The 24086-nt window shown below is 59.9% G+C and carries 15 protein-coding genes; 5 read left to right on the forward strand and 10 right to left on the reverse strand.

Annotated features, from left to right (window positions below; genetic code table 11):
• Positions 1-71: 71 nt before the first annotated feature.
• Positions 72-1139 carry an ABC transporter substrate-binding protein gene (locus ACE04F_RS12085; protein ID WP_486106948.1) on the reverse strand — a complete coding sequence of 356 codons (1068 nt, stop codon included), beginning with the start codon at positions 1137-1139 and terminating at the stop codon, positions 72-74.
• A gap of 350 nt (positions 1140-1489) precedes the next feature.
• Here ACE04F_RS12085 and ACE04F_RS12090 point away from each other — a divergent pair, with 350 nt between their 5' ends.
• Entirely contained in the window at positions 1490-2215 is a 726-nt protein-coding gene (locus ACE04F_RS12090; RefSeq protein ID WP_305499499.1) for a UTRA domain-containing protein, read from the forward strand.
• A 7-nt stretch (positions 2216-2222) separates the two neighbouring features.
• Here the strand turns inward: ACE04F_RS12090 and ACE04F_RS12095 are convergent, their stop codons facing one another.
• The 8 genes from ACE04F_RS12095 to minC all read right to left on the reverse strand — a co-directional run bounded on the left by ACE04F_RS12095 (position 2223) and on the right by minC (position 8921).
• A complete protein-coding gene (locus ACE04F_RS12095; RefSeq protein ID WP_305499501.1) occupies positions 2223-2405 on the reverse strand; it encodes a hypothetical protein in 183 nt (60 codons plus the stop codon).
• Positions 2406-2616: 211 nt separating this feature from the next.
• Positions 2617-3906, reverse strand: a complete 1290-nt coding sequence (locus ACE04F_RS12100) for a M18 family aminopeptidase (protein ID WP_486106951.1) — start codon at positions 3904-3906, stop codon at positions 2617-2619.
• Between the two features lie 102 nt (positions 3907-4008).
• Entirely contained in the window at positions 4009-5112 is a 1104-nt protein-coding gene (locus tag ACE04F_RS12105) for a hypothetical protein (RefSeq protein WP_486106953.1), read from the reverse strand.
• 90 nt (positions 5113-5202) lie between these two features.
• A complete protein-coding gene (locus ACE04F_RS12110; RefSeq protein ID WP_486106955.1) occupies positions 5203-5895 on the reverse strand; it encodes a lipopolysaccharide kinase InaA family protein in 693 nt (230 codons plus the stop codon).
• A gap of 285 nt (positions 5896-6180) precedes the next feature.
• Positions 6181-6816, reverse strand: coding sequence for an RluA family pseudouridine synthase (locus ACE04F_RS12115; RefSeq protein WP_018612476.1), 636 nt, complete (start codon positions 6814-6816; stop codon positions 6181-6183).
• Positions 6817-6918: 102 nt separating this feature from the next.
• A complete protein-coding gene (minE, locus tag ACE04F_RS12120; protein ID WP_039594520.1) occupies positions 6919-7173 on the reverse strand; it encodes a cell division topological specificity factor MinE in 255 nt (84 codons plus the stop codon).
• Positions 7173-7985: a septum site-determining protein MinD gene (gene minD, locus ACE04F_RS12125; protein ID WP_042728954.1), complete on the reverse strand. Its 813-nt coding sequence runs from the start codon at positions 7983-7985 to the stop codon at positions 7173-7175. Before minD ends, minE begins: the two co-directional genes overlap by 1 nt.
• Before the next feature lie 201 nt (positions 7986-8186).
• Positions 8187-8921: a septum site-determining protein MinC gene (gene minC, locus ACE04F_RS12130; protein WP_030142350.1), complete on the reverse strand. Its 735-nt coding sequence runs from the start codon at positions 8919-8921 to the stop codon at positions 8187-8189.
• Between the two features lie 118 nt (positions 8922-9039).
• Between minC and ACE04F_RS12135 the strand changes: the two genes are divergently transcribed.
• Together ACE04F_RS12135 and ACE04F_RS12140 are read left to right on the forward strand one after the other, a co-directional pair.
• Positions 9040-9972 carry a lipid A biosynthesis lauroyl acyltransferase gene (locus tag ACE04F_RS12135; RefSeq protein WP_486106958.1) on the forward strand — a complete coding sequence of 311 codons (933 nt, stop codon included), beginning with the start codon at positions 9040-9042 and terminating at the stop codon, positions 9970-9972.
• Positions 9973-10008: 36 nt separating this feature from the next.
• Positions 10009-11196: a patatin-like phospholipase family protein gene (locus ACE04F_RS12140; RefSeq protein WP_486106960.1), complete on the forward strand. Its 1188-nt coding sequence runs from the start codon at positions 10009-10011 to the stop codon at positions 11194-11196.
• Between the two features lie 62 nt (positions 11197-11258).
• Here the strand turns inward: ACE04F_RS12140 and ACE04F_RS12145 are convergent, their stop codons facing one another.
• On the reverse strand, positions 11259-11534 hold the full coding sequence (locus ACE04F_RS12145; RefSeq protein ID WP_486106962.1) for a hypothetical protein: 276 nt from the start codon (positions 11532-11534) through the stop codon (positions 11259-11261).
• Between the two features lie 233 nt (positions 11535-11767).
• Between ACE04F_RS12145 and ACE04F_RS12150 the strand changes: the two genes are divergently transcribed.
• Together ACE04F_RS12150 and ACE04F_RS12155 are read left to right on the forward strand one after the other, a co-directional pair.
• Positions 11768-13474, forward strand: a complete 1707-nt coding sequence (locus ACE04F_RS12150; RefSeq protein WP_486106964.1) for a ShlB/FhaC/HecB family hemolysin secretion/activation protein — start codon at positions 11768-11770, stop codon at positions 13472-13474.
• 23 nt (positions 13475-13497) lie between these two features.
• A complete protein-coding gene (locus ACE04F_RS12155; protein ID WP_486106966.1) occupies positions 13498-24078 on the forward strand; it encodes a two-partner secretion domain-containing protein in 10581 nt (3526 codons plus the stop codon).
• The last annotated feature ends 8 nt before the right edge of the window (positions 24079-24086 follow it).

Consider the following 24086-nt stretch of genomic DNA (forward strand, 5'->3'; position numbering starts at 1 on the left):
CCCCCCCCCCCCCCCCTCGCTCCCACAGGACCTGCTCCCCACAATTGGATCTCCAAGCGGGAGCTAGCGCCTCACTTCATCTCGACGATGACTTCTTCATTCCACTTCTGCGGCAGCGCCTTGGAAGTCTTCTCCCACGCGTCGGCATCCTTGATCGGCGTCACGCCTTTGTACTGCTCGTTCGGCAGCAGTTTGGCCTGGACTTCTTCCGGCAGCTTCAGGTGCTCGGCGCGGATCGGCCGGGCGTTGCCCTTGGCCAGGTTGATCTGGCCGGCGTCGCTGAAGATGTATTCGCGGGTCAGCTTGGCGGCGTTCGGGTGCTTGGCGTATTTGTTGATGATGGTGGTGTAGCCGGAGATCACCGAGCCGTCGGACGGAATCAACACGACGTAGTCATCCGGGTTGGCCATCTTGGCCTTGTAGCTCAGGCCGTTGAAGTCCCAGACCACGCCGACTTCGACTTCACCTTTCTCCATCGTGGCAATGGTCGGGTTGGCCATGGACAGGCGGCCTTGCTTGGCGATCTCGGCGAACATCAACAAGGCTGGTTGGACGTTCTTTTCGTTGCCACCGTTGGCCAGGGCAGCAGCCAGCACACCGTTGGCGGCCTGGGCGGCGGTACTCACGTCACCGATGGAGACTTTGTACTTGCCGGTCTTCAGGTCGGCCCATTTGGTCGGCACTTCGGAACCGTGCAGCAGTTTCTTGTTGACGATGAAGGCAATGGTGCCGGTGTAGGCCAAGGCCCAGTTGCCATCCTTGTCCTTGGCCCAGTCCGGGATCTGTTCCCAGGTGCTTGGTTTGTAGGGCTGGACCACGCCTTGCTTGACCGCGATCGGACCGAAGGCGGCACCGACGTCGCCGATGTCGGCGCTGGCGTTGTCTTTCTCGGCGGCGAACTTGGCGATTTCCTGGGCCGAACTCATGTCGGTGTCGATGTGTTTCAAGCCATAGAGCTTGGCCAGGTCGTCCCAGGTGCCTTTCCAGTTTGCCCAGTCATCGGGCATGCCGACGCTGTTGACGGCGCCTTCCGCTTTCGCAGCGGCTTCCAATGTTTTCAGATCGGTATCAGCGGCCATGGCGGCGGTGCACATGGCAATGGTCGAGCCTAACAGTGATGCCAGGAAAAGCTGTTTCATCCGAAGCTCCTATGGGCGTTTTCAACGCTGCGATTGCGATGGTGTTGGTCTAGGTCAGCAATACCTGAGCCAATGTAGGCGCGTCCCATGACATTTTGATGTCGATGCAAGGTTCGCCAGCAATCGTCGGGCTCATGAAGCGTCGCTGCGTCATAAGCGTAGACCATGAGTAAGCAGCTGATCTGCAAGGCCTTGGCCGTTAATTTGCAAGTCGGTGTGTTGACCGTTCAGCGGTTGTGTCATCTATCAGTCATGCGCAGTGCCTAGGCTTGCAGGCATGAGACATGGATTGATGTGTGATCGAATCCTGCCCCGAAACAGTGCTGGTCTAGTCCAGATAGGTAACGTTGATGCGCGTTGAGACAACCAAAGCGGTGACAACCATCGGGCAGGTCCTGCAAGAGCAGCTCGATCACGGCTTGCTGGCGCCTGGTAGCAAGTTGCCGGCCGAGCGCAAGCTCAGCGAACTGTTCGGCACCACCCGGATTACCGTGCGCGAGGCGCTGTTGCAGCTTGAAGCCCAGGGGCAGATCTACCGGGAAGAGCGCCGGGGCTGGTTCGTCTCGCCGCCACGGCTGGCGTACAACCTGATGCAGCGCAGTCATTTCCACGCGATGGTCAGTGCCCAGGGACGAGTACCCTCGACCCAGGTAATCTCGGCCCGCCTGCAACCCGCGTCGGCGGCGGTCTGCGCCTGGCTGCAATTGCCGGCGCTGTCCAGCGTCATCCAGATCTGCCGTACCCGACGCATCGACGAACGCCTGGTGCTGTACGTCGAGCACTACCTGAATCCCGCGTACTTCCCGGACATCCTCGAGTTCGACCTCAACCAGTCGATGACCGAGCTGTACGCTCGCCACTACGACCTGCGCTATGGCCGGGTGAAATTCGAAATCGTGCCGACATCGCTACAGCCGGAAGCCGCGGCGGCGCTGAAGGTGTCGGTGGGCAGCCCCGGCCTGCGGATTGCCCGGGTCAATTACGACCAGCATCAGCGGCTGATCGATTGCGACCTGGAGTTCTGGCGCCACGATGCGATCCATGTCGGGGTAGACGTGCCGGAACAGCCGGCCTGAGGCGCGTTCAGGAGACGTCGTTGAGCTTGGCCAGGATCCTGAACAGTACTGTGACGAGAATCAGTAACATGCCGATCCACATGGCAAACACGCCGACATTCTTGTCGCGGAAATTGAAGCCGATGGCGAGCAGGATCATGCCGGCGATGATGGGCACCAGCATCGCGTTGAACGAGGTCATGGAAATCATGGCGACAGCCTTGTCGGGGGGGATAAGGTCAGTCTAGTTGGGGTTTGGCGAGGAAGGCGGGTATGCAAGCATCCCGTGGCGGCGAATGCGTTTGTGGCGAGGGAGCTTGCTCCCGCTGGGTGGCGCAGCCGCCCCAAAATCCGCGACTGAACCCGGATGTTGCCAATGCTGCGCATTGGAGCGGGAGCAAGCTCCCTCACCACACACAGGCTTACGGCAGTTCGCGTGACGCGTAGAACGCGCTCAGCACTTTTACCAGGTGCGCCAGGTCGTGGCTGCCGCACAGCTCGCGGATCGAATGCATGGCGAACGTCGGCAGGCCGATGTCGACCGTGCGCACGCCCAGCTGGCTGGCGGTGATCGGGCCGATGGTCGAGCCGCAACCCATGTCGCTGCGCACCACGAAGCTCTGCACCGGCACTTCCTCGGCCATGCACAGATGACGGAAGAACCCGGCGGTTTCGCTGTTGGTGGCGTAGCGCTGGTTGCTGTTGACCTTGATCACCGGGCCGGCGTTGAGCTTGGGGCCGTGGTTGGCGTCGTGCTTGTCGGCATAGTTGGGGTGCACGCCGTGGGCGTTGTCCGCCGAAACCAGCAGGGATTTCTGAATCGTGCGTACGAACTCTTCACCTTCGGGCAGCAAGCGGCGCAGGGTCTGTTCGAGCATCGGACCGTCGGCGCCACACGCCGAGGTGGAACCGACTTCTTCGTGGTCGTTGCACACCAGCACGCAGGTTTCTTCGGTGTCGGCGGTCAGCAAGGCCTGCAGGCCGGCATAACATGAGAGAAGGTTGTCCAGGCGCGCGCCGGTGATGAAGTCGCCGTGCAAACCGATAACCGCTGCGCTTTGGGTGTCGTAGAAGCTCAACTCGTAGTCGAGCACCACGTCGGCGTTCAAGCCATGTTCCCGAGCCAGCTGGTCGGTGAGCACGGCACGGAAATCGACGCGTTCGTCACCGGCGAATTGCGCGAGGATCGGCGGCAGTTCGTTCTGCGGGTTGATCGCCCAGCCCTGGTTGGCTTCACGGTTGAGGTGGATGGCCAGGTTCGGGATCGTGGCGATCGGCGCCTTGAAGTCGATCAACTGGCTCTCGACCTTGCCGTCACGGCGGAAGGTCACTCGCCCGGCCAGGGACAGGTCGCGGTCGAACCACGGCGCCAGCAGTGCGCCGCCGTAAACTTCCACGCCCAGTTGCCAGAACCCGTGGCGCTGCAGTTCCGGCTGCGGCTTGACCCGCAGGCAGGGGCTGTCGGTGTGGGCGCCCACCAGGCGGATGCCGTCGTGCAGCGCTGAGTGGCGGCCCAACTTGAAGGCGATGATCGAGGAATCGTTGCGCGTGACGTAATAACGACCATTGGCCTCGGTGGCCCAGGTTTCGCGCTCATCGAGACGCTGGTAACCCGCCGCTTCCAGGCGCTGGGCAAGGCTGGCAGTGGCATGGAACGGGGTAGGGGAGGCCTTGAGGAAGTCGATCAGGCCCTGGTTCAACTGTGCGCGCATAAAGAACTCCAGACAGCAATGGGCAGGAGTTTACCGTATTGACAGTCTGGATTGCAGAGCCATTCTCCACACATGGAGGGTTGTGCGGCCTCGATATCCCGATTAGTCGGAGGACATGATTCGCTTGCGCAGGTGCGCCATGATCAATGTCTTGTCTTGAGCCTTGGATGGCGACGGCAGGTGCGGTGGCCAATGTCGCAGTTCGCCAAACAGCTGCTGCCGGTGCTCCGGATTCAGGCGAAGAATTTGACTGGATGCGGAATCCCACCAATGATGCCTGCAAAGCGCATAGTAAGGATTTTCAGGCGCCGCGCTGCCATACAGCAGGTCGCGACCGATCCTATGCAGTGCGCCGCGTTGGCGGCGCAATTGCCATTTTATTTTCAGGCGCCTCCAGGCCGATGGGAAAGGCCGGATATTGGGTACCTCACGGCTGCGCTCTACCAACTGTTCGCTGAAAGCCTCGCCGTGCAGCGCGAAGAAATGCGCGTGCATGGAGTGGAAGAAACGTTTTTCACCGAAGTAGTGATGAACGTACTTGTTGCCTACTTCGATGGTCTGGTTGCGCAGGGCGAACGAAATCGCGATCTGTTCGATGGTATGAATGTCGAAACCACCCTCGGTACATTCATCGATCAATCCGACGACTTGGGCAAGCAGCGCACCGTCGTTGTCGGTCACGCCGCATAGCCCGCTGTTGTAGAGTTTGAAGCCACTGTCCGGGGTGATGCCTTTCGCGCGCAGGTGCACCCCTAACTTTTGGTAACTCTCTCGCTTGCAGACGTAGCCCCAATCGTATTCAAGGCGGTCCATCAGGTATTGCCCTGGCTGGATTTGCTTGAACAGCAGGTCGGGGTCGGCAAGGAATAGCGTGTCGGTGTCGACAAACAGGGTTTTTTTCGCCAGCTTCAGGCCAGCCGCGATGGCACACGCTTTGCGCCGATGTATGTAACTGTTTTTACCTTGCCACTCGCTTAGCACTTGGGGAGACAGCGCGAGGGTCTCGACCGGCCAGCCCAGGTAGTCCTCAGGCCGGTCAGTCAGGATCCTGATGCTGGGAAGAGTGGATCGATTGCCGTGAGCAAGGGCCGTCAGGATGCTGAACTTGGCCTCCAGACGATAAACGTCGTTGTCGCCGTAGATCAGATACAGCAGCTGGTGACCTACCTTTTTAATGGGCGTTTCCTGAAAACTAGTAACCTGCATGCGAAGCCCTTGTCATTCCAGGCGGCAAAAAACCGGAAGTTTACCCTACCGCCAGGGACATTGCAGGATCAATGCCGCGCCGCGGACGGGTCAGCCAAGCACAAGTCGGCCTTGCAAAAACACCTCTCGACGTTCCTTGCGGCCCAGGTGGTTGTGCTTGCTGACCTGGTACACCTTGTTGAAGTTGTCCATCGACACCGTTGGCTTCTGCTTGAGGTACTCCCTCACCAGGCCGTCATAACGGGCTTCGGTGATAAACCTGTAGACCTGGCGGTGATAAAGGAACCCGAGTTGGAAACCGAGAGTTTCACTGAGGTATTGCGTCGGCCGCGAGAAGCAGTTCTCAAAATCGATGGCCTTGAGTGACCCTTGTCCATCAGACGGCTGCATGAGGTTGCCCACCCAGAAATCCATGTGGCTGATGTTCTTGCTCGTGAGAGAGTCGAGAAGCTGGAACGCTTTTTGGAGGAATGTTTCGATTTGCTCGGGATGTTCGGCCAGCCATTTTGCGCCGTCGGTGTGGTCTTCCAGCAACTGGGTAATCAGGAAGTAATCCTGAGCTAGCCCCATTGCATTACTTGTGTAGCCAAACCCCAGCAGCGCCGACGTTTCAACGCCGCGTTCCTGGACATGCAGCGTGTTCTGTAACTCTTCCAATGGCCAGTCGAAGCGTCCGTTGCGCTGGGGCGTACCCAAGGTGACGCGAACCTTGCTTTTAAAACTGTCCAGGCGCTGCACCTTGGCGAACATCAACTGCTCGCTGCCTGAGATGATCGCTGTCATGCGCGTCGCGTCACGCTTGCGGCGATTGGTGACCAACTGCCGCAGCGAGTGCTCAATGTGGCGACAAGGTTTTTCCCGAAAATGTAGCTCGGTATTCAGAAAACGAAAGGCGAAGGGGTAGTTTTGCTGAAGCATCGATGGATATGGCACGGGCGTCCTGCCTGGGTAAAAAATGCCCCATTCTAAACGCCTAATTTCAGATGTAATTCTTTTTACTTATTTTTGTAGGAAATTTTAACTCAGGGCTTGCTCGTTGACCTGGCGCGCTACTCGGTAGGTCAACGCTTAGAACGGTGCAGGGCACTCGAAGCGCAGGCGCTCGCCGCTTTGCGGGTGGGTGAAGCTGAGCATGCTCGCGTGCAGGCACAGCCGTGGCCAGGCGGCGAGGGCTTGCGGGTGGGCATAGAGCCCATCGCCCAGCAGCGGATGGCCGATGGAGAGCATGTGCACGCGCAATTGATGCGAGCGTCCGGTGATCGGCGTCAATTCGACCCGACACCAGTCGCCGCAACGTTCCAGTACACGCCAGAACGTCAAGGCATGCTTGCCCTGTTCGTGGTCCACCACATGGCGGGGCTTGGTCGGCGGGTCGTAGCGCAAGGGCAGGTCGATGCTGCCGCTGTCCAGCTCCGGTTGGCCCCAGCACAATGCCGTGTAGGCTTTTTCGGTTTCTCGATCATGAAATTGCCGGGACAGTTCGCGGTGAGTGTCCGGGTCGCGGGCCAGCAGGATGATGCCGGACGTTTCCCAATCCAGCCGGTGCACGATTCGCGCTTCCGGATAACCGTTTTCCTGTAGGCGGGTGATCAGGCAATCCTTGTTGTCGTCCGCCCGGCCAGGCACGGAGAGCAGCAGGGTCGGCTTGTCGACCACCAGTACGGCGGCGTCCTGGTGGATGATGCGGATGTTGGACAGGGGCATTGAACAGTCTCGTAACAAACGCCAACGGCGGCTCCAACCCTTTTCCTGTCCTCCGAGGGAGGGGGAGAAGAGCCCGAGCCGCCGTGGCACCTGCTGGGTCGATCAGCGATCCGGCAGGGTGATATTGAGTTCCAGGATCGAGCAGCTGCCCTGGCTTTCCAGCGCGACATGCACGTCATCGTTGCCGATATTGACGTACTTGCGGATCACTTCCACCAGTTCCTTCTGCAAGGCAGGCAGGTAGTCCGGGGTACTGCGTTGGCCGCGTTCGTGCGCCACGATGATCTGTAGACGCTCTTTCGCGACCGAGGCGGTACTTGGCTTTTTGTTGGCACGAAAGAAGTCAAAAAGGTTCATTACCTACCTCCAAACAGGCGCTCGAAGAAACCTTTCTTCGTGACGTCGAGGAATCGATGCTCGACGGTTTTGCCCAGCAGACGATCGACCGCATCGCTGTACGCCTGGCCGGCGTCGCTCTGGTCGTCAAGGATGACCGGCACGCCGGAGTTCGAAGCCTTGAGTACCGCCTGGGACTCCGGGATCACGCCCAGCAGGGTCACCGCGAGGATTTCCTTGACGTCTTCGACGCCGAGCATTTCGCCGTCGCTGACGCGTTGCGGGTTGTAGCGGGTCAGCAGCAGGTGCTCCTTGATCGGCTCCTCGCCGTTCTCGGCACGCCGGGATTTGCTTGCCAACAGGCCGAGCATGCGATCGGAGTCGCGTACCGAGGAGACTTCCGGGTTGGTCACGACGATCGCTTCGTCAGCGAAGTACATGGCCAGGTGGGCACCTTTCTCGATACCGGCCGGGGAGTCGCAGACCACGAATTCGAAGTCTTCCTTGAGTTGCATCAGGACTTTTTCCACGCCTTCCTGGGTCAGCGCGTCTTTGTCGCGAGTCTGGCTGGCGGCCAGTACGTAGAGGTTCTCAAGGCGCTTGTCCTTGATCAGGGCCTGCTGCAGGTTCGCTTCGCCGTTGACCACGTTGACGAAGTCATAGACCACGCGACGCTCGCAACCCATGATCAGGTCGAGGTTACGCAGGCCGACGTCGAAGTCGACGATGACTGTTTTGTGGCCGCGCAAGGCGAGGCCGGTACCGATAGCGGCGCTGGTGGTGGTCTTACCCACACCACCCTTGCCGGATGTAACCACGAGAATCTTGGCCAAGGTGTTTCACCCCTAAGGAAAAAGGACTTTGTCAGCCCCTGAAAAACATCTCTGGAAAAACTGCTGCAACTGGACAGGCTTGGCTGGAATCGGATGCGGGCGGGGTCTACCTTGGGTAAACGCTGCCTGGTCCTTCTTCCTACGTCATTCAAGCCGTTTTCGCTAGGTTTTAGAGATGCTTGGAAAATGCGGCAGTATCCGTTAAAGCCGAATGATGTTCAACACGTCGCCCGACAGGCTTACCTGGACCCCGGCACCCCATAACGGGTCGCGCCGCAAGTCCTCGGAAACCTTGTATTGCCCGGCGATAGAGACCAGTTCAGCGCTCAACTGCTGACAGAAGATCCTTGCCTTGGTGTCGCCCTTGACACCGGCCAGCGCACGGCCGCGCATCGGGCCGTATACATGGATGTTGCCATCGGCGAGAAGTTCCGCACCCGGGCTGACCGAGGACACCACGACCAGGTCGCCGCCCTGGGCGTAGATCTGCTGGCCGCCGCGCACTGGCGAGGTGATCACGCGGGTCGGCTTGATGGTCGGCTCTGGCGGTTTTTCCGGCTTCTTCGGTTCCGCCGGGCTCAGCTCCAGCACGCGTTCGCGAGCGCCGGAGGGTGGCAGCACCGGAATGTCCACGGCGATGGCGGCGGCGATGTCTTCGATGCGGCTGGCGCGGATCGCCAGGGTGCGCAGCCCGTGCTGGCGGCACACGCGCATCAGCCCCGGCAAGTCCACCGAGCCCTCACCGGCCGGCAGCTTGTCCAGCGCCAGTACCAGCGGGGCATTACTGAAAAAGTTCGGTGCCTGGGCGACTTTCGCCGCCAACTGCCGGTCAAGGCCTTCCAGGTCGTTACGGGCCAGTTCCAGCACCGTAATGGCGAGCATGCTGCCCTTCAGCTGGAACACGGGATCTTGGTCTAGCGGTTCGGTTTGGCTCATGGTCGGCGTACAACGGCTTGTCACTAAAAGTGCCGAGACTTATAACGAGATCGCCCGCGAGCCGCAAGCCGGGTCGAACGATGTAGAATGCGCGGCCCAGGTATTAATGGAAGCTGTAATGGATCGCCCGCGTTTTCGAGCTGCTTTTTTTCATCCGCGTTTCTGGCTGCTGTGGTGCGGCCTGGGGCTGTTGTGGCTGATCGTCCAGTTGCCTTATCCGCTGTTGTTGCGGATCGGCCGCGCCTTGGGGGCATTGATGTATCGCGCGGCCGGCGACCGACGGCGCATCGCCAGTCGCAACCTGGAGCTGTGTTTTCCCGAGAAGTCCGCCGCCGAGCGCAAGCGTCTGCTCAAGGAAAACTTCGCCTCCACCGGCATTGCCTTCTTCGAAATGGCCATGAGTTGGTGGTGGTCGCGTTCGCGCCTGGCGAAGCTGGCCCATGTCGAAGGCCTGGAACATCTCAAGCAGGCCCAGCGCGACGGCAAGGGCGTGATCCTGATGGCGCTGCATTTCACCACGCTGGAAATCGGCGCGGCGCTGCTCGGCCAGCAGCACACCATCGACGGCATGTATCGCGAGCACAAGAACCCGTTGTTCGACTATATCCAGCGCCGTGGCCGCGAACGGCATAACCTCGATTCCCTGGCGGTAGAGCGTGATGACGTGCGCGGCATGCTCAAGTTGCTGCGCGCCGGCCGGGCAATCTGGTACGCACCGGACCAGGACTACGGCGCCAAGCAAAGCGTGTTCGTGCCGCTGTTCGGCATCCAGGCGGCCACGGTCACCGCGACCAGCAAGTTCGCGCGCCTGGGCAAGGCACTGGTCGTGCCGTTCGTTCAGGAGCGCCTGGCCGATGGCAGCGGCTATCGTCTGGTGATCCAGGCGCCGCTGGAAGATTTTCCCGGCGAGACCGAAGAGGCTGATTGCCTGCGCATCAACCAATGGGTCGAGCGCTCGGTCAGCCAGTGTCCCGAGCAATACCTCTGGGCCCACCGGCGCTTCAAGACCCGGCCGCCCGGCGAGCCGAAGCTGTACGATAAACGCGGTTGATCATGTAGCCCCTATGACTGAACACGGAGTATCGCGATGACCCCAGCTCAACCGGTGACAGGTTTGATTCTTTCCGGCGGCGGGGCTCGAGCGGCGTATCAGGTCGGTGTATTGGCAGCGATTGCCGAGTTGCTGCCGGAGGGCGGTCGCAACCCGTTTCCGGTGATCGTCGGCACCTCGGCCGGTGCGATCAACGCGGTCAGCCTGGCGAGCGGGGCGATGGACTTCAAGACCGCCATCGAACGCCTGACGGCCTTCTGGCAAGCCGTGCGCAGCCACCAGGTGATGCGCAGCGACTGGCGCGGGGTCATGGGCCAGGCGACGCGATTCATCGGCCATAGCCTGCTCGGCCTGGGAGCCAAGCTGCCGGTGGCGCTGATCGACAGTTCGCCGCTGCGCGAACTGCTCCAGGCGCAATTCCATGCCGCAGGTATCGAGCAGGCGATTGCCGAGCACCAACTGCGCGCGGTAGCGGTCACTGCGTTTGGCTATGAATCTGGCCAGGCGGTGACCTTTTACCAAGGGCGCGGCACCATCGACGCCTGGCTGCGCCATCGGCGTATCGGTGTGCCCACGCAGCTGTCGGTGGAACACCTGCTCGCCAGCTCGGCGATCCCTCTGCTGTTCGAGCCGGTCAAGATCGGCCCGCAATACTTCGGCGACGGCGCGGTGCGCCAATCGGCACCCATCAGCCCGGCCCTGCACCTGGGGGCCAACCGCGTGCTGGTCATCGGCGTCAGCGGCAACCCGCGCGGCGTGTCGGCCCAGGATCCGCTGGAGCGCAGCTACACCGGCCTGCAACCGACCCTGGCGCAGATCGGCGGGCACATGCTCAACAGCACGTTTATCGACAGCCTGGAAAGCGACATCGAGCTGCTTGAACGCCTGAACAGGTTCAGCCACATGCTGCCAGACGATGTGCCGGCCCACGCCCTCGGCGCGGCACCGGTGGAAGTGCTGGTGATTTCCCCGAGCCAGCCGATCGACGAAATCGCCGCGCGCCATCGCCAGGAGCTGCCCCGCGCGTTGCGGGTATTCCTGCGCGGGCCGGGCGCGACCAAGACCAGCGGTGCAAGTGTTTTGAGTTATCTGTTATTCGAGAAAGGCTATTGCAGCGAATTGATCGAGCTGGGGCGCCAGGATGCCCTGGCGCAACGCGAGGCCTTGATCCGGTTCCTGAGGTTGGCCCAGCCCGAGGTTGCGCTCGGCCTCGCAGCGAATTGACCGGGCGACCCCAGACCGGCCTGGGCAGTCCTTTCCTTCCTTTCCTATCCGCGCGAGGCTGATCACTCGGCCTTGTTCTGCGCCTCTTCGAGCTCCTTCAGGCGCTTATCGATCAGCTGGCATTTGTCCGGTACGTCCTTGCTGGACGTTTCCAGGTTCATCGCCTGCAATTCTTCATTCATTTCCTTGGCCTTGGCCGGATCTTGTTCGGTGAGCTTGGTCACCTTATCCGCCAGTTGTTCGCGCTTGATGGTCGCTTCTTCGGGCGTGCAAGTGGCCCAGGCCGGCAGGGCGCAGGTGAGGGTGGCGGCGAGGGTGAATTGGATGAGGTTCTTCATGGCTCGGGCCTCGTATTCCTTTGTTGGGCAGGTAGACGGTTGAGGCCGGGCGGCCAGGGAAAGTTCATTCACGCGGTTCCCGGCAACCTGATTTCCCGATTTTCAGAATCGTCTGATTTCGGATGAATGGTTACAGCCCTCACCCGAAAGCTGGAACGGTTGGTTGACGTCAAAATGATGGCTCATTAATATCGCGCCACTATTTTGATGTCACTGATTTCGAGGGATCGAACATGTTCTCACCCGCCCCTTGGGCGAGGTTGTGCCTGGCTTTGCTGTGCCTCTCTCCGCTTACCCTTGCTCTCGCCGCGCCGACGCCCGGTGACACCGACCTGATCCGCGAGCGCCAGAACCGCTTGCTCGAAGAGCAACGCCGGCGTCTCGAGGAACTCAAGGACTTGCCCGGCAAGGAGGCGCAACCGGCCCAACCGACGACGCCAGCCGAGACCCGCTGTTTCACGATCAAGACCATCGAACTCAAAGGCGCCGACAGCCTGTCCGCCGGCGAGCGCGAGCAGTTGCTCAAGCCCTACATCGGCCAATGCCTGGGCGTGCCGCAGCTTAACGAACTGCTCAAAGTCATCACCGACCATTACATCGAAAAAGGCCTGGTCACCAGTCGCGCCTACCTGCCGCAACAGGATCTGTCCGCCGGGCATTTGAGCGTATTGGTGGTGGAAGGGCGCCTGGAAGGCCTGAAGGGCGCCGAGAACAGCCGGTTGTCCGCGCGGGAGCTGGCGATGGCGTTTCCCGGCAAGGCCGGCGAGTTGGTCAACCTGCGGGAAATCGAACAACTGGTGGACCAGCTCAATCGCCTGCCCTCGAACCAGGCAAAAATGGAGCTGACCCCCGGCCAGAACGTCGGAGGCAGTGAAGTACTGGTGACCAACGATCCGCAAAAGCCCTGGCGTGCCGGCCTGTCCCGCAGCAACGACGGCCAGCGCAGCACCGGCGAGCAACAGTGGGGTACCAGCTTTGAATGGGACAGCCCGCTGGGCTTGGCCGATCAGTTGATGTTGCGCGGCGGTCACGACGCGATGACCGACCACCAGCACACCTCCAACAACGCCATGCTTTATTACAACCTGCCTTGGGGCTGGTGGAATTTCAGCTACACCTACAGCCAGAGCGAATATCGCTCGCAGATCCCGGCCAATGGCTTCAACTTCAAGCAGACGGGCGACAGCCAGAACCATCAGTTGCGCGTCGAACGGGTGATTCACCGTGACGCCGTCAGCAAGACCTCCCTCAACACGGGCCTGGCGTACCTGCGCACCAATAACTTCATCGAAGACAGCAAGCTCGATGTCAGCAGCAATCGCATCAGCGAAGGCCAGTTCGGCATCAACCATGGCCGCCGGATCGGCAACGCCTTCGTCAACCTGGACCTGGGCGTGCAGCAAGGCATCGGCGCCTTCGATGCCCAGGGGGATAACGACCCGGGCCCCGGCCAGGCCGACGCGCGTTACCGCAAGTACACGGCCACCGCCAGCTACCTGCAACCCTTCAAGGTGTGGGGCGAGTCGTTCAGCTTCAGCAGCCTGATGACCGGCCAGCGCAGCGAAGACGTGCTGTTCAGCCCGCAGCGCATGAGCCTGGGCGGGCAGTCGTCGATTCGTGGCTACAAGGACCAATCGTTGTCCGGCGACAGCGGCGGCTACTGGCGCAACGACCTGCGCTGGAGCCGCCCGGTGACGCTGGAGTGGCTGCGCCCGGTGTTCGCCGAATACGGCACCAGCCTCGGTTATGACCAAGGCGTGATCCGTGGCGATCGCTACAACGGCGATCAGCACGGGCGCATGTCGAGCAACTCGCTGGAGCTGTTCGCCCGTGGTCAGCACCTGAGCGCCAGCGTCACCTTCGCCCATTCCCTGGAACGTCCGGATGCCCTGACCGAGCGCGAAGCGCCGATCTACTTCCGCGTGGACGTATCCATTTAATCTGCTGCAACGAGACCCCGATCATGGACGACCGCCAATACGCCTTCCTGGCCCGCCAACCTTCTGCTGCCCTGAAAAACCGCGAGCGGTTCCTCGGCATGCCCAAGCGCGGCCTGGCGTTTTTGCTGGCCAACGTCATGTTCTGGCAACCCATGTGGGCCCAGGCCGAAGGCATCGTCGTCAGCGCGCCTGGCACCGGCCTGGACCGGGCGGGCAACGGCGTGCCCATCGTCAACATCGCCAAGCCCAATGCCAACGGTCTGTCCCACAACCAGTTCAAGGACTACAACGTCGACAGCAACGGCGTGATCCTCAATAACGCCACCTCGCGCACCCAGTCCACGCAACTGGGCGGGATCATCCTCGGCAACCCGAACCTCCAAGGCGCAGCCGCCACGACCATCCTCAACGAAGTCAACGGCGGCAGCCCCAGCCAGTTGCGCGGCTACACCGAAGTGGCCGGGCAGTCGGCCCACGTCATCGTCGCCAACCCCTACGGCATCAGCTGCAATGGCTGCGGCTTTATCAACAGCCCGAAAGTGACCTTGAGCACCGGTAAGCCAATCGTCGAAAACGGCCGGCTGGATCGTTATCAGGTCGATCAGGGCAGCGTCGCCATCGAAGGCGCGGGCCTCAATGCAAACAACGTCGACCACTTCGAAATCATCACCCGCAGCGCGAAGATCAACGCCGAGATCCAGGCGAAGAACCTGACGATCGTGGCCGGGCGTAACGATGTCAACGCAGAGACGTTGAGCGCCAGCGCTCGCGCCGATGACGGCAGTGTGAAGCCGGAACTGGCGATCGACTCTTCGGCGTTGGGTGGCATGTACGCAGGCGCCATCAAACTGGTCGGCACCGAGGCCGGGGTCGGGGTGAAGCTGGACGGCAAGTTGATTGCCAGTGGCGGGGATATTCAGCTCGATGCCAATGGGCATTTGAGCATGGTTGATACCTCGGCCACGGGGGCGGTTAATGTCAAGGCGGCGAGCGTTGATGTGAAGGGACCGGTTTATGCCGGGACGACGTTGAATGCGCAGGTTCAGGGTGACTTGACCAACCGGCAGACGTTGGCGGCGCGCGATGGCATCAGCCTCAGTGCCGGTGGGCAGTTGAGCAACAACGGCATTGTTGAAGCGGGGGTGAATGCGGATAACACGCGTAATGCTTCGGGGGATGTGAGTGTTACGGCGAATACGCTCGATAACCACGGCAAGAGCATCGTCGCCAGCCGTAACCTCACGGCCAACGTTACGCAAACGCTGACCAACCAGGGCGGCACCCTCAGCGCCGGGCAGACCGCCACGATAAAAGCCGGGACGCTGGACAACCAGAACAAGGGCCGCGTGCTGAGCAACAGCGCATTGAACGTCAGCGCCGACAAGCTGCTCAACACCCAAGGCATTGTCAGCAGCAATGGCAACCTGACGGCCGATGTCGGGCAGTTGATCAACAGCGCCGGGGAACTCAGCAGCCTGAGCAACCTCACGTTGCGCGTTGCCTCGCTGGATAACGTCGCGGGTCTGGTGGTGGCGGGGCAGATGCTCGACATCACCGCCAGCGGCCAGCTAAACAACCAGGACGGGCGCCTCACGGCGAGCAAGAACGCCCAATTGAGCGCCGCGTCGCTGGACAACCGCCAGGGCTCGGTTTCGACCCAACAAGGGCTGAACCTGAACCTGGCCGGGCAACTGCTCAACGCGCAGGGCAGCGTGATCAGCAGCGACACGCTGCAGCTGAAGGCCGGCCAGGTGAACAACGCCGCCGGCCGCATCGCCAGTGCCAAGGCGCTGGACGCCAGTGTCACCGGCCTGGATCAACAGGACGGCGAACTGTTCAGCAACACCAGCCTCAGCCTGGACATGAACCAGGGCCAGTTGAACAACCAGGGCGGCCTGATCAACGCCTCGGGTGCATTGCTGCTGAACAACCTCAAGGGCGTCAACAACCAGAACGGGGAAATTTCCAGCAAGCAGGCGTTCACGCTGGCGGCAGAAAACTTTGATAACAGCGGCGGCAAACTGCTGAGCAACCAAGGCCTGATGCTCAGCATCGCCCAAGTGCTGAACAACGCTCGCGGCGCCATCTCGGCGGCATCGGTGGACAGTCGTAGCAACAGCCTGGACAACAGCGATGGCTTGATCAGCAGCCGCGGCCGACTCGATCTGACGGTCGACACGCTGCTCGACAACCAACGCGGCTCAGTGATCGCTGACGGCGCGCTGCTATTGGCTGCTGATCGCCTGGACAACCGAGTCGGAGAGGTCGTCGGCAAGACCGGGCTCAACGCCACCGTCAACACCGTGGATAACCGCCAAGGCACCCTGATCAGCACCGATGCCCTGACGCTGAAGGCTGCCAGCCTCGACAACCGCCAGGCCGGTTTGATCGGCGCGACAAAAGCGCTGGATCTCGATGTCGACGACCTCGACAACCGTGGCGGCGAGCTGTCGAGCAACGCAGACGTCACGCTGGTCAGCCAGAACCTCGATAACAGCGATGGCGGCCAGGTGTTCGCCGGCCAGGCGCTGAAGCTGACGGTCGATAAACTGCTCAACCGCACCAAAGGCCTGCTCAGCGCCAAGACCGAACTGGAGCTCAACGGTGGCTCGCTCGACAATAGCGGCGGCTACCTGATCAGCCAGCAGAACCAGCGTATCGACCTGAGCCGCGACCTGCTCAACAGCCAAGGCCAGCTCAGCAGCGAAGGTTCGCTCGATGTCACCGCCGCCAACCTGACCAACACCGGCGGTAGCCTGTCCAGCGCCAAGGACCTGACCTTGCATAGCCTGGGAGGGCTCGACAACCAGGGCGGCGAACTGGTTACCGACGGCGCGTTGCTGCTGACCAGCGCCGCGCTGGACAACCGCGAGCAGGGCCACATCAGCGCCAAGGGCGCGGTGGGCGTCACCACCGGTGCTTTCGCTAACAGCCAGAATGGCCGCCTCAACAGCGCCAGCACGCTGAACCTCGTCGCAGGCCAGGTCACCAACCAGGATGGCGGCAGCATCGGCAGCCAAGGCGCGCTGACGGTGTCGGTTACCGGACTGGATCAGCAGGGCGGCAAGCTGTTCAGCAATGCCTCGCTGAGCCTGGACATGAACAACGGCCAGCTCAACAACCAGAGCGGTCTGATCAACGCCCCCGATACGCTGCTGCTGAAAAACCTCAGTGGCGTGAACAACCAGGGCGGCGAAATCTCCAGCGCTGAAGCCTTTACCCTGACGGCGCAAAACCTCACCAACGACAACGGCAAACTGCTGAGCAGCCAAGGCCTGACCCTGCGCATCGCCCAAGCGTTGAACAATGTCAAAGGCATGATCGGTGCGGCCACCGTCGATACCCACGCACAAAGCTTGAACAACAACGGCGGCACCGTCACCAGTCGCGGCAACCTCGTTCTGACCATCGATCAACAGCTCGATAACCAGGCCCAAGGCCTGATCAGCGCCGCCCAACTGCTCACCCTCAACAGCGGCAACCTGAACAACCAGGGCGGCAGCGTATTGGCCGGCGGCGCGTTGGTCCTCAACGCCATGGCCCTGAACAACAGCGCCAACGGCCTGATCAACGCCCAAGGCGACCTCAGCGTCGACGCCGACTCCCTGGACTCCAGCGATGGCGGCGAAGTCTCGGCCAAGGGCGACATCAACCTGACCTTGGCATCGCTGACGCAAGACGGTGGCCGCCTGCTCGGCGAAAAAGCCGTCACCCTGAACCTGGGCAACGGCGACCTGAACAATCGCAACGGCCTGATCACCGCCAAAGGTCCGCTGACGTTCAACGCTTTGCGCGACCTGAACAACCAGGGCGGCGAAATCTCCAGCAACCAGAGCTTCGACGTCAAAGGCCGGACGCTGGGCAACAGCGGCGGCAAGCTGATCAGCAGCCAGAACCTGGGCCTCGACGGCCAAGCGTTGGTCAACCAGAACGGCTTGATCTCCGGTTGGCAGGGGCTTTTGGTCAAAGGCACAAGCCTGGACAACCGCAACAACGGCACGCTGTCCAGCCGCAACGGTAACGTGGACCTCAACCTGGCGGGCAACCTGCTCAACGGCAACGGCGGTGCGCTGGTGAGTCAGGGCAGCCTCGGCGTGACGGCCGTTTCGGTGGACAACACCAAGGGCATTCTCAGCAGCGGCGGCGCGCAGAACCTCACCCTCAGCGGCGCGTTGGATAACGGCCAGGGCGGCCTGATCGACAGCGGCGCGGGCCTGACCATCAAGGCCACCTCGGTGGCGAACGTCAGTGGCGCGGTCAACGCGAAGCAAGCGCTGACCCTCGATGCCAACGATGTAAACAACCGCCAGGGCACGCTGGTGAGTAACGCCGAGGTCAACCTGAACCTCAATGGCACACTCGACAACAGCGCCGCCAAGCTTGCCGGCGCCGGCCCGCTGACCATCAAAGGCGCGACGGCGATCAACAACCAGGGCGGCCAGATCGCCAGCCAGGATCAAATGACCCTGCTCACCGGCTCGCTGGACAACAGCAACACCGGAACCATCGCGGCAAAAAATGCCTTGGCGATCACCGCCACCGGCGCCGTGCAGAACCATAGCAACGGCCTGATCTACAGCCAGACGGCGGGTATCGAGCTCGATGCCGCGAGCCTGGCCAATGGCAAGGGCGAGATGCAGGGGCAGACCGGTCTCGATCTTCAGTTAAGCGCAGATCTCGATAACCAGGGCGGCAAACTCATCGCCCAGACCGGCGACGTCAGCGTCACGGCGGCCAATATCGACAACCGCGGCGGCACCCTCGCCGCAATCAAGGGCGCCCTTGAAGCGCGCACCGTGGGCGTGTTGCGTAACGGCTTCGATGTGAACAACAAGGGCGGCGTGATCCAGGCCCAGCGCCTCAACCTCCGCGCCTTGGCCTGGCTGAACAACAACGGCGGGCGGATCGCGGCCCAAGCGGGCGATGTCATCATCAACACGGCTGACCTGAGCAACCGCAACGGTGGGCTCTATGCCACTGGGTTGATCAACATCAGCGCTGCCAGCCTGGACAACAGCGCCGGTCAGATCGCCGGCAACCGCATTGAACTGGGGCTGAGCGGGGGCCTGACTAACAGCGGCGGCATCTTGGAAAGTGACAGCACCTTGGTGGTGCGAGCCGCAAGCATAGATAACCAGGGCGGCAGGCTGCGTGCCCTTGGTGCCAGTGGGAAAACTGATTTCCAGATTGGTGGCCTCTTTGATAACCGCAACGGCAACATCGAAACTGCGAACAGCGAACTGACCCTCAATGCCGCTGGCTTCCAAAATCTGGGTGGTAGCGTATTGCACACCGGCAGCGGCATTTTTGATATCTCCACTGCCAACATTACCAATGCCGGTGGCAGTCTCGTCACGCGCGGAAGCCTGACACTCGCGGCTGATAGTTGGACCAACAGCAGCGTGATCCAGGCGGGGCGGCTGACCGTCAACGTCAACAACCTGACCCAGACCGGTAGCGGACAGTTGCTGGCGTCCACCAGCCTGGTGGGCAACGGCGGCAACTGGAGCAACGACGGGCTGATCGCCAGCGACGGCACGGCCAATCTTCTACTGGGCGGTACTTACAGTGGTAACGGGCGCTACAGCAGCCTGGGCAACCTGGGATTGACCGCTGCTTCGATGAGCCTGGGCGGTGCTGGCAGCGTTGCGGGTGGCGGAACCTCGACCATTAACATCAGCGGTCAACTCTACAACTCTGGCCGGATGACGTCTGCATCTGGAATGACGGTCAACGCTGGCTCAATCAACAACTTCGGGACGTTAGGCAGTAGCGGCAACCTTCGCCTGGCCGCGTCCAGCGTGCTGAATCAGAACGGCTTGATCTTCAGCGGCGGCGACATGGCCCTGCGCGTCAATGACTTTACCAACCGTTTTGCCGATGTTTATGGGGTGGGCGATGTCAGCATTGGTCGTGATGACAGCAATGGCTGGAGCGCTTCGATTGCCAATATTTCGGCCTCGATTGAAAGTGGCGGGGACTTGACCCTGGCTGCCGACCATATCGAGAACCGTAAGGATGTGTTTGAAGCTACGGGCGGGTTGGTATCGGGGGCGATTGGGCTGCAGTGCTATACGTGTTCGACGTTTGACGTATTCCAACCTCACTTTCCTGGCTATCTGGTTTGGATTGAAAACTATCAATCGCAGATCATCCAAGACTCGGCATCCGCTAGTTTGACAGCAGGTCGAAATCTTATAGGCAACGGTCGAGAGCTACTGAATAACGCCTCTACCATAAGCGCAGGCAATGATCTGACGCTGAACTTGCAGAACTTCACCAACCAGGGTGCGGCTGTTGGCAATTACAGCGTAAAGCGTTCTCTAAATAGTCCCGGCGAAAACCTGAGTGCCTGGCGGGCAATCATGGATTACAACGCTGCCAACGATCCTTCTTATGATTCGGGGGCGGCCGGATACGTGAATGGACATTTCATCAGCCCGAACTTGCGTGTATGGAACAGTCAAGGTGTTGAGTCTCTCTCCCGAATAGGTGGGCGCCGCGCAGGCGGCGAGGCGATGCGTTACATCAGGTTTGGGTCGATATGGATAGAATATGACGGTGGGTTTTACGATTTCACTCCAGCGCACTACGACGACGGTGTGCGGAGCCAAGCCCCAAGCTTTGTCAGAAACGCCGCATTTTTCGAAAACACCATCACCTATGACGGCCCGTCGGATTACGCCAACGCAGTGGTGCAAGCCGGCGGCGCGGTCCGCATCAACGCTACCCAGAACCTGACCAACAGTGTTGTTCGCGAGGGCGTCACGCTAAGCAGCGGCCCTTCTAAAATTAGCTCCACACAACTCGGCGGCCAAATGACGCCGACAATCGTGGAGATCCACGGGCAATTACCGCCCAACCTTGCACAGCAGCAGCTCAACCCATTGACCCTGCCGGGCTTCAGCCTGCCTACGGGGCAAAACGGTCTGTTTCGCTTGAGCGGACAAAGTGGAGCCACCCAACAAGCGGCCCACGCCAACGCCGGGCCGCAGAGTTGGACACTGGGCGGCGCCTCGATCAGTACCGGCCAGCGTCAACAAGGTCTGGGTGATCTGATCGGCAACGGAGCAAGCCCATTCCCATTGCCCATCCAAAACGGTTCTGTTGCCGCCACCCAAGTGGAGGCCGTGCAGGCTGCAGGCGGCTCGTCGGGCAGCGCGCCAGTGGCCGGCCAAACGGTTGCACGAGTACAGGGGTTGCCAGATGCCTCATTCAAATCCAATCCGCAAAAGTACCTGATCGAAACCAACCCGGTGCTCACCGACCTCAAGCAGTTCATGAGTTCGGACTACTTGTTGGAGAACCTCGGTTACGATCCGGACCTGAGCGCCAAGCGCCTAGGCGATGGTTTCTACGAACAACGGTTGATTCAAGAGGCCGTCATCGCCCGAACCGGCCAACGCTTCATCGACGGCCAAACCTCCAACGAGGACATGTTCAAATACCTGATGAACAACGCCATTGCCAGCAAGAAAGAGCTGGACCTGGCCGTCGGAGTGAGCCTGACCTCGGAACAAGTCGCGGCACTGACCCACGACATCGTCTGGCTTGAAGAGCACGTGGTGAACGGTGAAAAAGTCCTGGTGCCGGTGTTGTACATGGCCCAGGCCAACAACCGCCTGGCACCGAACGGGGCGTTGATTCAAGGTGCTGATGTCGAGTTGATTGCTGGACAGGACCTGAAGAATGCCGGGACCTTGCGAGCGACCAATAACCTAAGTGCCAAGGCAACTAACGACATTGTCAACAGTGGGCTGGTCGAAGCGGGTGGACGGCTGGATCTGTTGGCTGACAAGAATATCGTCAACAGGGCCGGCGGTATCCTTGCAGGACGTGATGTGAACCTGACCACTACCACCGGTGATGTGCTCATTGAGCGTTCCATTACGGCCAGTGGTGACAATAAACGCCTGTATCTGGAATACGTCGACAGTGCTGCCCGTATTGAAGCTGCGAATAATTTGACCATCAAGGCTGGGGGCAACTTCACCAGCAATGGCGGAATCCTACAGAGTGGACGAGATACCACTATCAATGCTGCCGGTGACGCCAATATTGTCACCGCTGAGCAGCGTAATAGCGGGACGCTCGGCAGACAGACTTCAAGCATCACTCAGTACGGTTCCACACTCGACGTCGGCCGGGATTTGATCGTCCGTGCCGGGCGAAATCTTGCCGAAGTCGGCAGCCAGATTGAAGCCAAGCGCGACATCGGCATGACGGCTGTGGAGGACGTATTCCTGAGCTCCGCTGCCAACGAAAGCCACTCTTATTCCAAATCCAAGAAAGTCACGACCCAAGAGGACCACGTCAAACAGGTCGGAAGCACTATAAAGGCAGGGGGCGATGTTTATCTCAGTGCCGGAAAAAACATGGCGGTGGTTTCGACCCAAATCACAGCCGGTGACGAGGCCTATCTAACGGCTGGGGGAAACCTTGAGTTGCTGGCCGCGCAGGATACTGACTATTCATTATATGACAGGAAGAAAAAAGGAAGTTGGGGAAGCAAGCAACTCAAGCGTGATGAAATTACCAGCATTAAGCACGTAGGTACGGAGATATCTACGGGCGGAGATTTGACATTGCTTAGCGGGAAGGATCAGCGTTATCAGGTCGCTAAACTTAACAGCGGTAGCGACCTGACGATACAAAGTGGTGGTTCGATTACCTTCGAAGGCGTGAAGGACCTGAGCCAGGAAAGTCATACAAAGAGCAACACAAGTCTGACTTGGAATACGATGAAGGGTGAGGGCCACACGGACGAGACGTTGCGCCAAACTCAACTGACGGCTCAAGGCAAATTGGTCATCCGGGCGGTTGATGGCGTTAATATCGACATCAAGCAAATCGACCAGAAAACCATCAGCCAGACAATCGATGCAATGGTCAAGGCGGAACCGCAATTGGCTTGGCTCAAGGAGGCTGAACAACGCGGCGATGTGGACTGGCGGCTGATTAAAGAAACCCACGAGTCTTTTAAGTACAGCAGTTCCAGTCTTGGTCAAGGCGCGATGCTGGCGATCATGATCGTGGTTACTGTACTGACGGCTGGTGCGGGAACCGCCGGCGTCGGTGCGTTAGGAGCCACGGCAGGCGCGTCCGCTCAAAGTGCTGCGCTAGCGGCGGGGCTTAGTGAGGCAACTGCGGCTACCATCGCTGCTGCCGCAAGCGCGGCGACTTCCGCCGCCGTGTCAGGTGCCATATCCCAGGCGGCTATCAGTGTTATTAATAATAAAGGTGATCTGGGGGCTGTCCTCAAAGACGTTACGTCTCCTGAAAGTATGAAAGGCTACTTAGTCAGTGGCCTCGCTGCAGGTTTTGCTTCGGGGGTGCTTGATAAGACCTTTGGCGTTTCATCAGCGGATGCATCCAAAGCCACTCACGGTTTTGACCTCGGTCAATTGGATGGTTTTACAAAGTTCGCCAGCTACACGCTGGCTCAAAATAGTTTTAATGCTATTGCCGGCACGGCAATAAACGGTGGCAGCCTCAAGGATAACCTTGCCCAAATGGCTATCAGTTCCGCTGCGGATGTTATGAGTGCAGGAATTTATAACAAGCTTGGTGCCCAGCTGGAGTATTCAGGGCTTCCTGCTAAAGTGGGCGCGCATGCCTTGGTGGGGGGATTAATTGCGGAGCTTGCTGGTGGTGATTTTAGAACCGGGGCTTTGGCCGCAGGCGCTAACGAAGCTTTTGTGTCCTTGGTAGGCGACAAGATTTTCGTTGGGAACTCTCACGACCAGTTGCTGGCAATGACGTCCCAGTTAATTGGTTTAACGGTCGCTGCGGCTGCGGGCGGGTCTGATAAGGACCAGGCTGTAGCGGCTTGGGTTGCACAACAAGCTACTAAATTCAACTATCTGGAGCATGGTGAAAGAAAACTGTTCGTGAAAGATATGACCGGGTGCGGCACCGATGATGCTTGCACCAAAAAACGCTGGGAGGAGGGGAAGTATAACGAAGACAGCTTGGCTAACGTTGCATACGCAGAGGAAATCGCAGGATCGATGCGTGCGCAAGAAACACGTGATCGGGTGATGGATTCCGTGGATTCGATTCTAGCAATGCCCTGTCAGAACGATACGTGCGAAGTCTATAAGGCCATCCTCGTTGACCGCTCCTTAAAAGTCGTTGAATACCTTACGACAGTGATAGGGGATTGGGCTCCGACACTGGATAGATTAGCGCTGATGGGTGGTGCGGCGGTGGGCGCTGGTAGCACTGTCAGGAACAATGTAAAAATGGTCGAAACCAGGTTGAAGAATGCTTATGAGCTAGACGCCGGTTTTGATACTGCTAACCTTCAGAGTAAATTGCAGGGGTATCTGCTTGATGCTGCGCATCCTCAGAACCAAACCAAAGCGACCTGGTTTCAGCAGGCTCTTGGCTTTAACAAAGATAATTGGCAGCAGCTGGCGTCGCAGATAAAATTTAATGAAGCGAAGGCCGTGGTGACCAAAACGACTCAATACGGTCAGACGTTCGAGCAGCAAATCCCTATTGTAGGGACTAATGGGAGAACCATTGAGGTTCCTTTTGTATTCCTGAAAGATAGCTCAGGTACGGTTCGACTTGTAACGGGGATTCCAGCTAAAAAATGAATATATTT

It is taken from the genome of Pseudomonas sp. AGC41 (assembly GCF_057334555.1).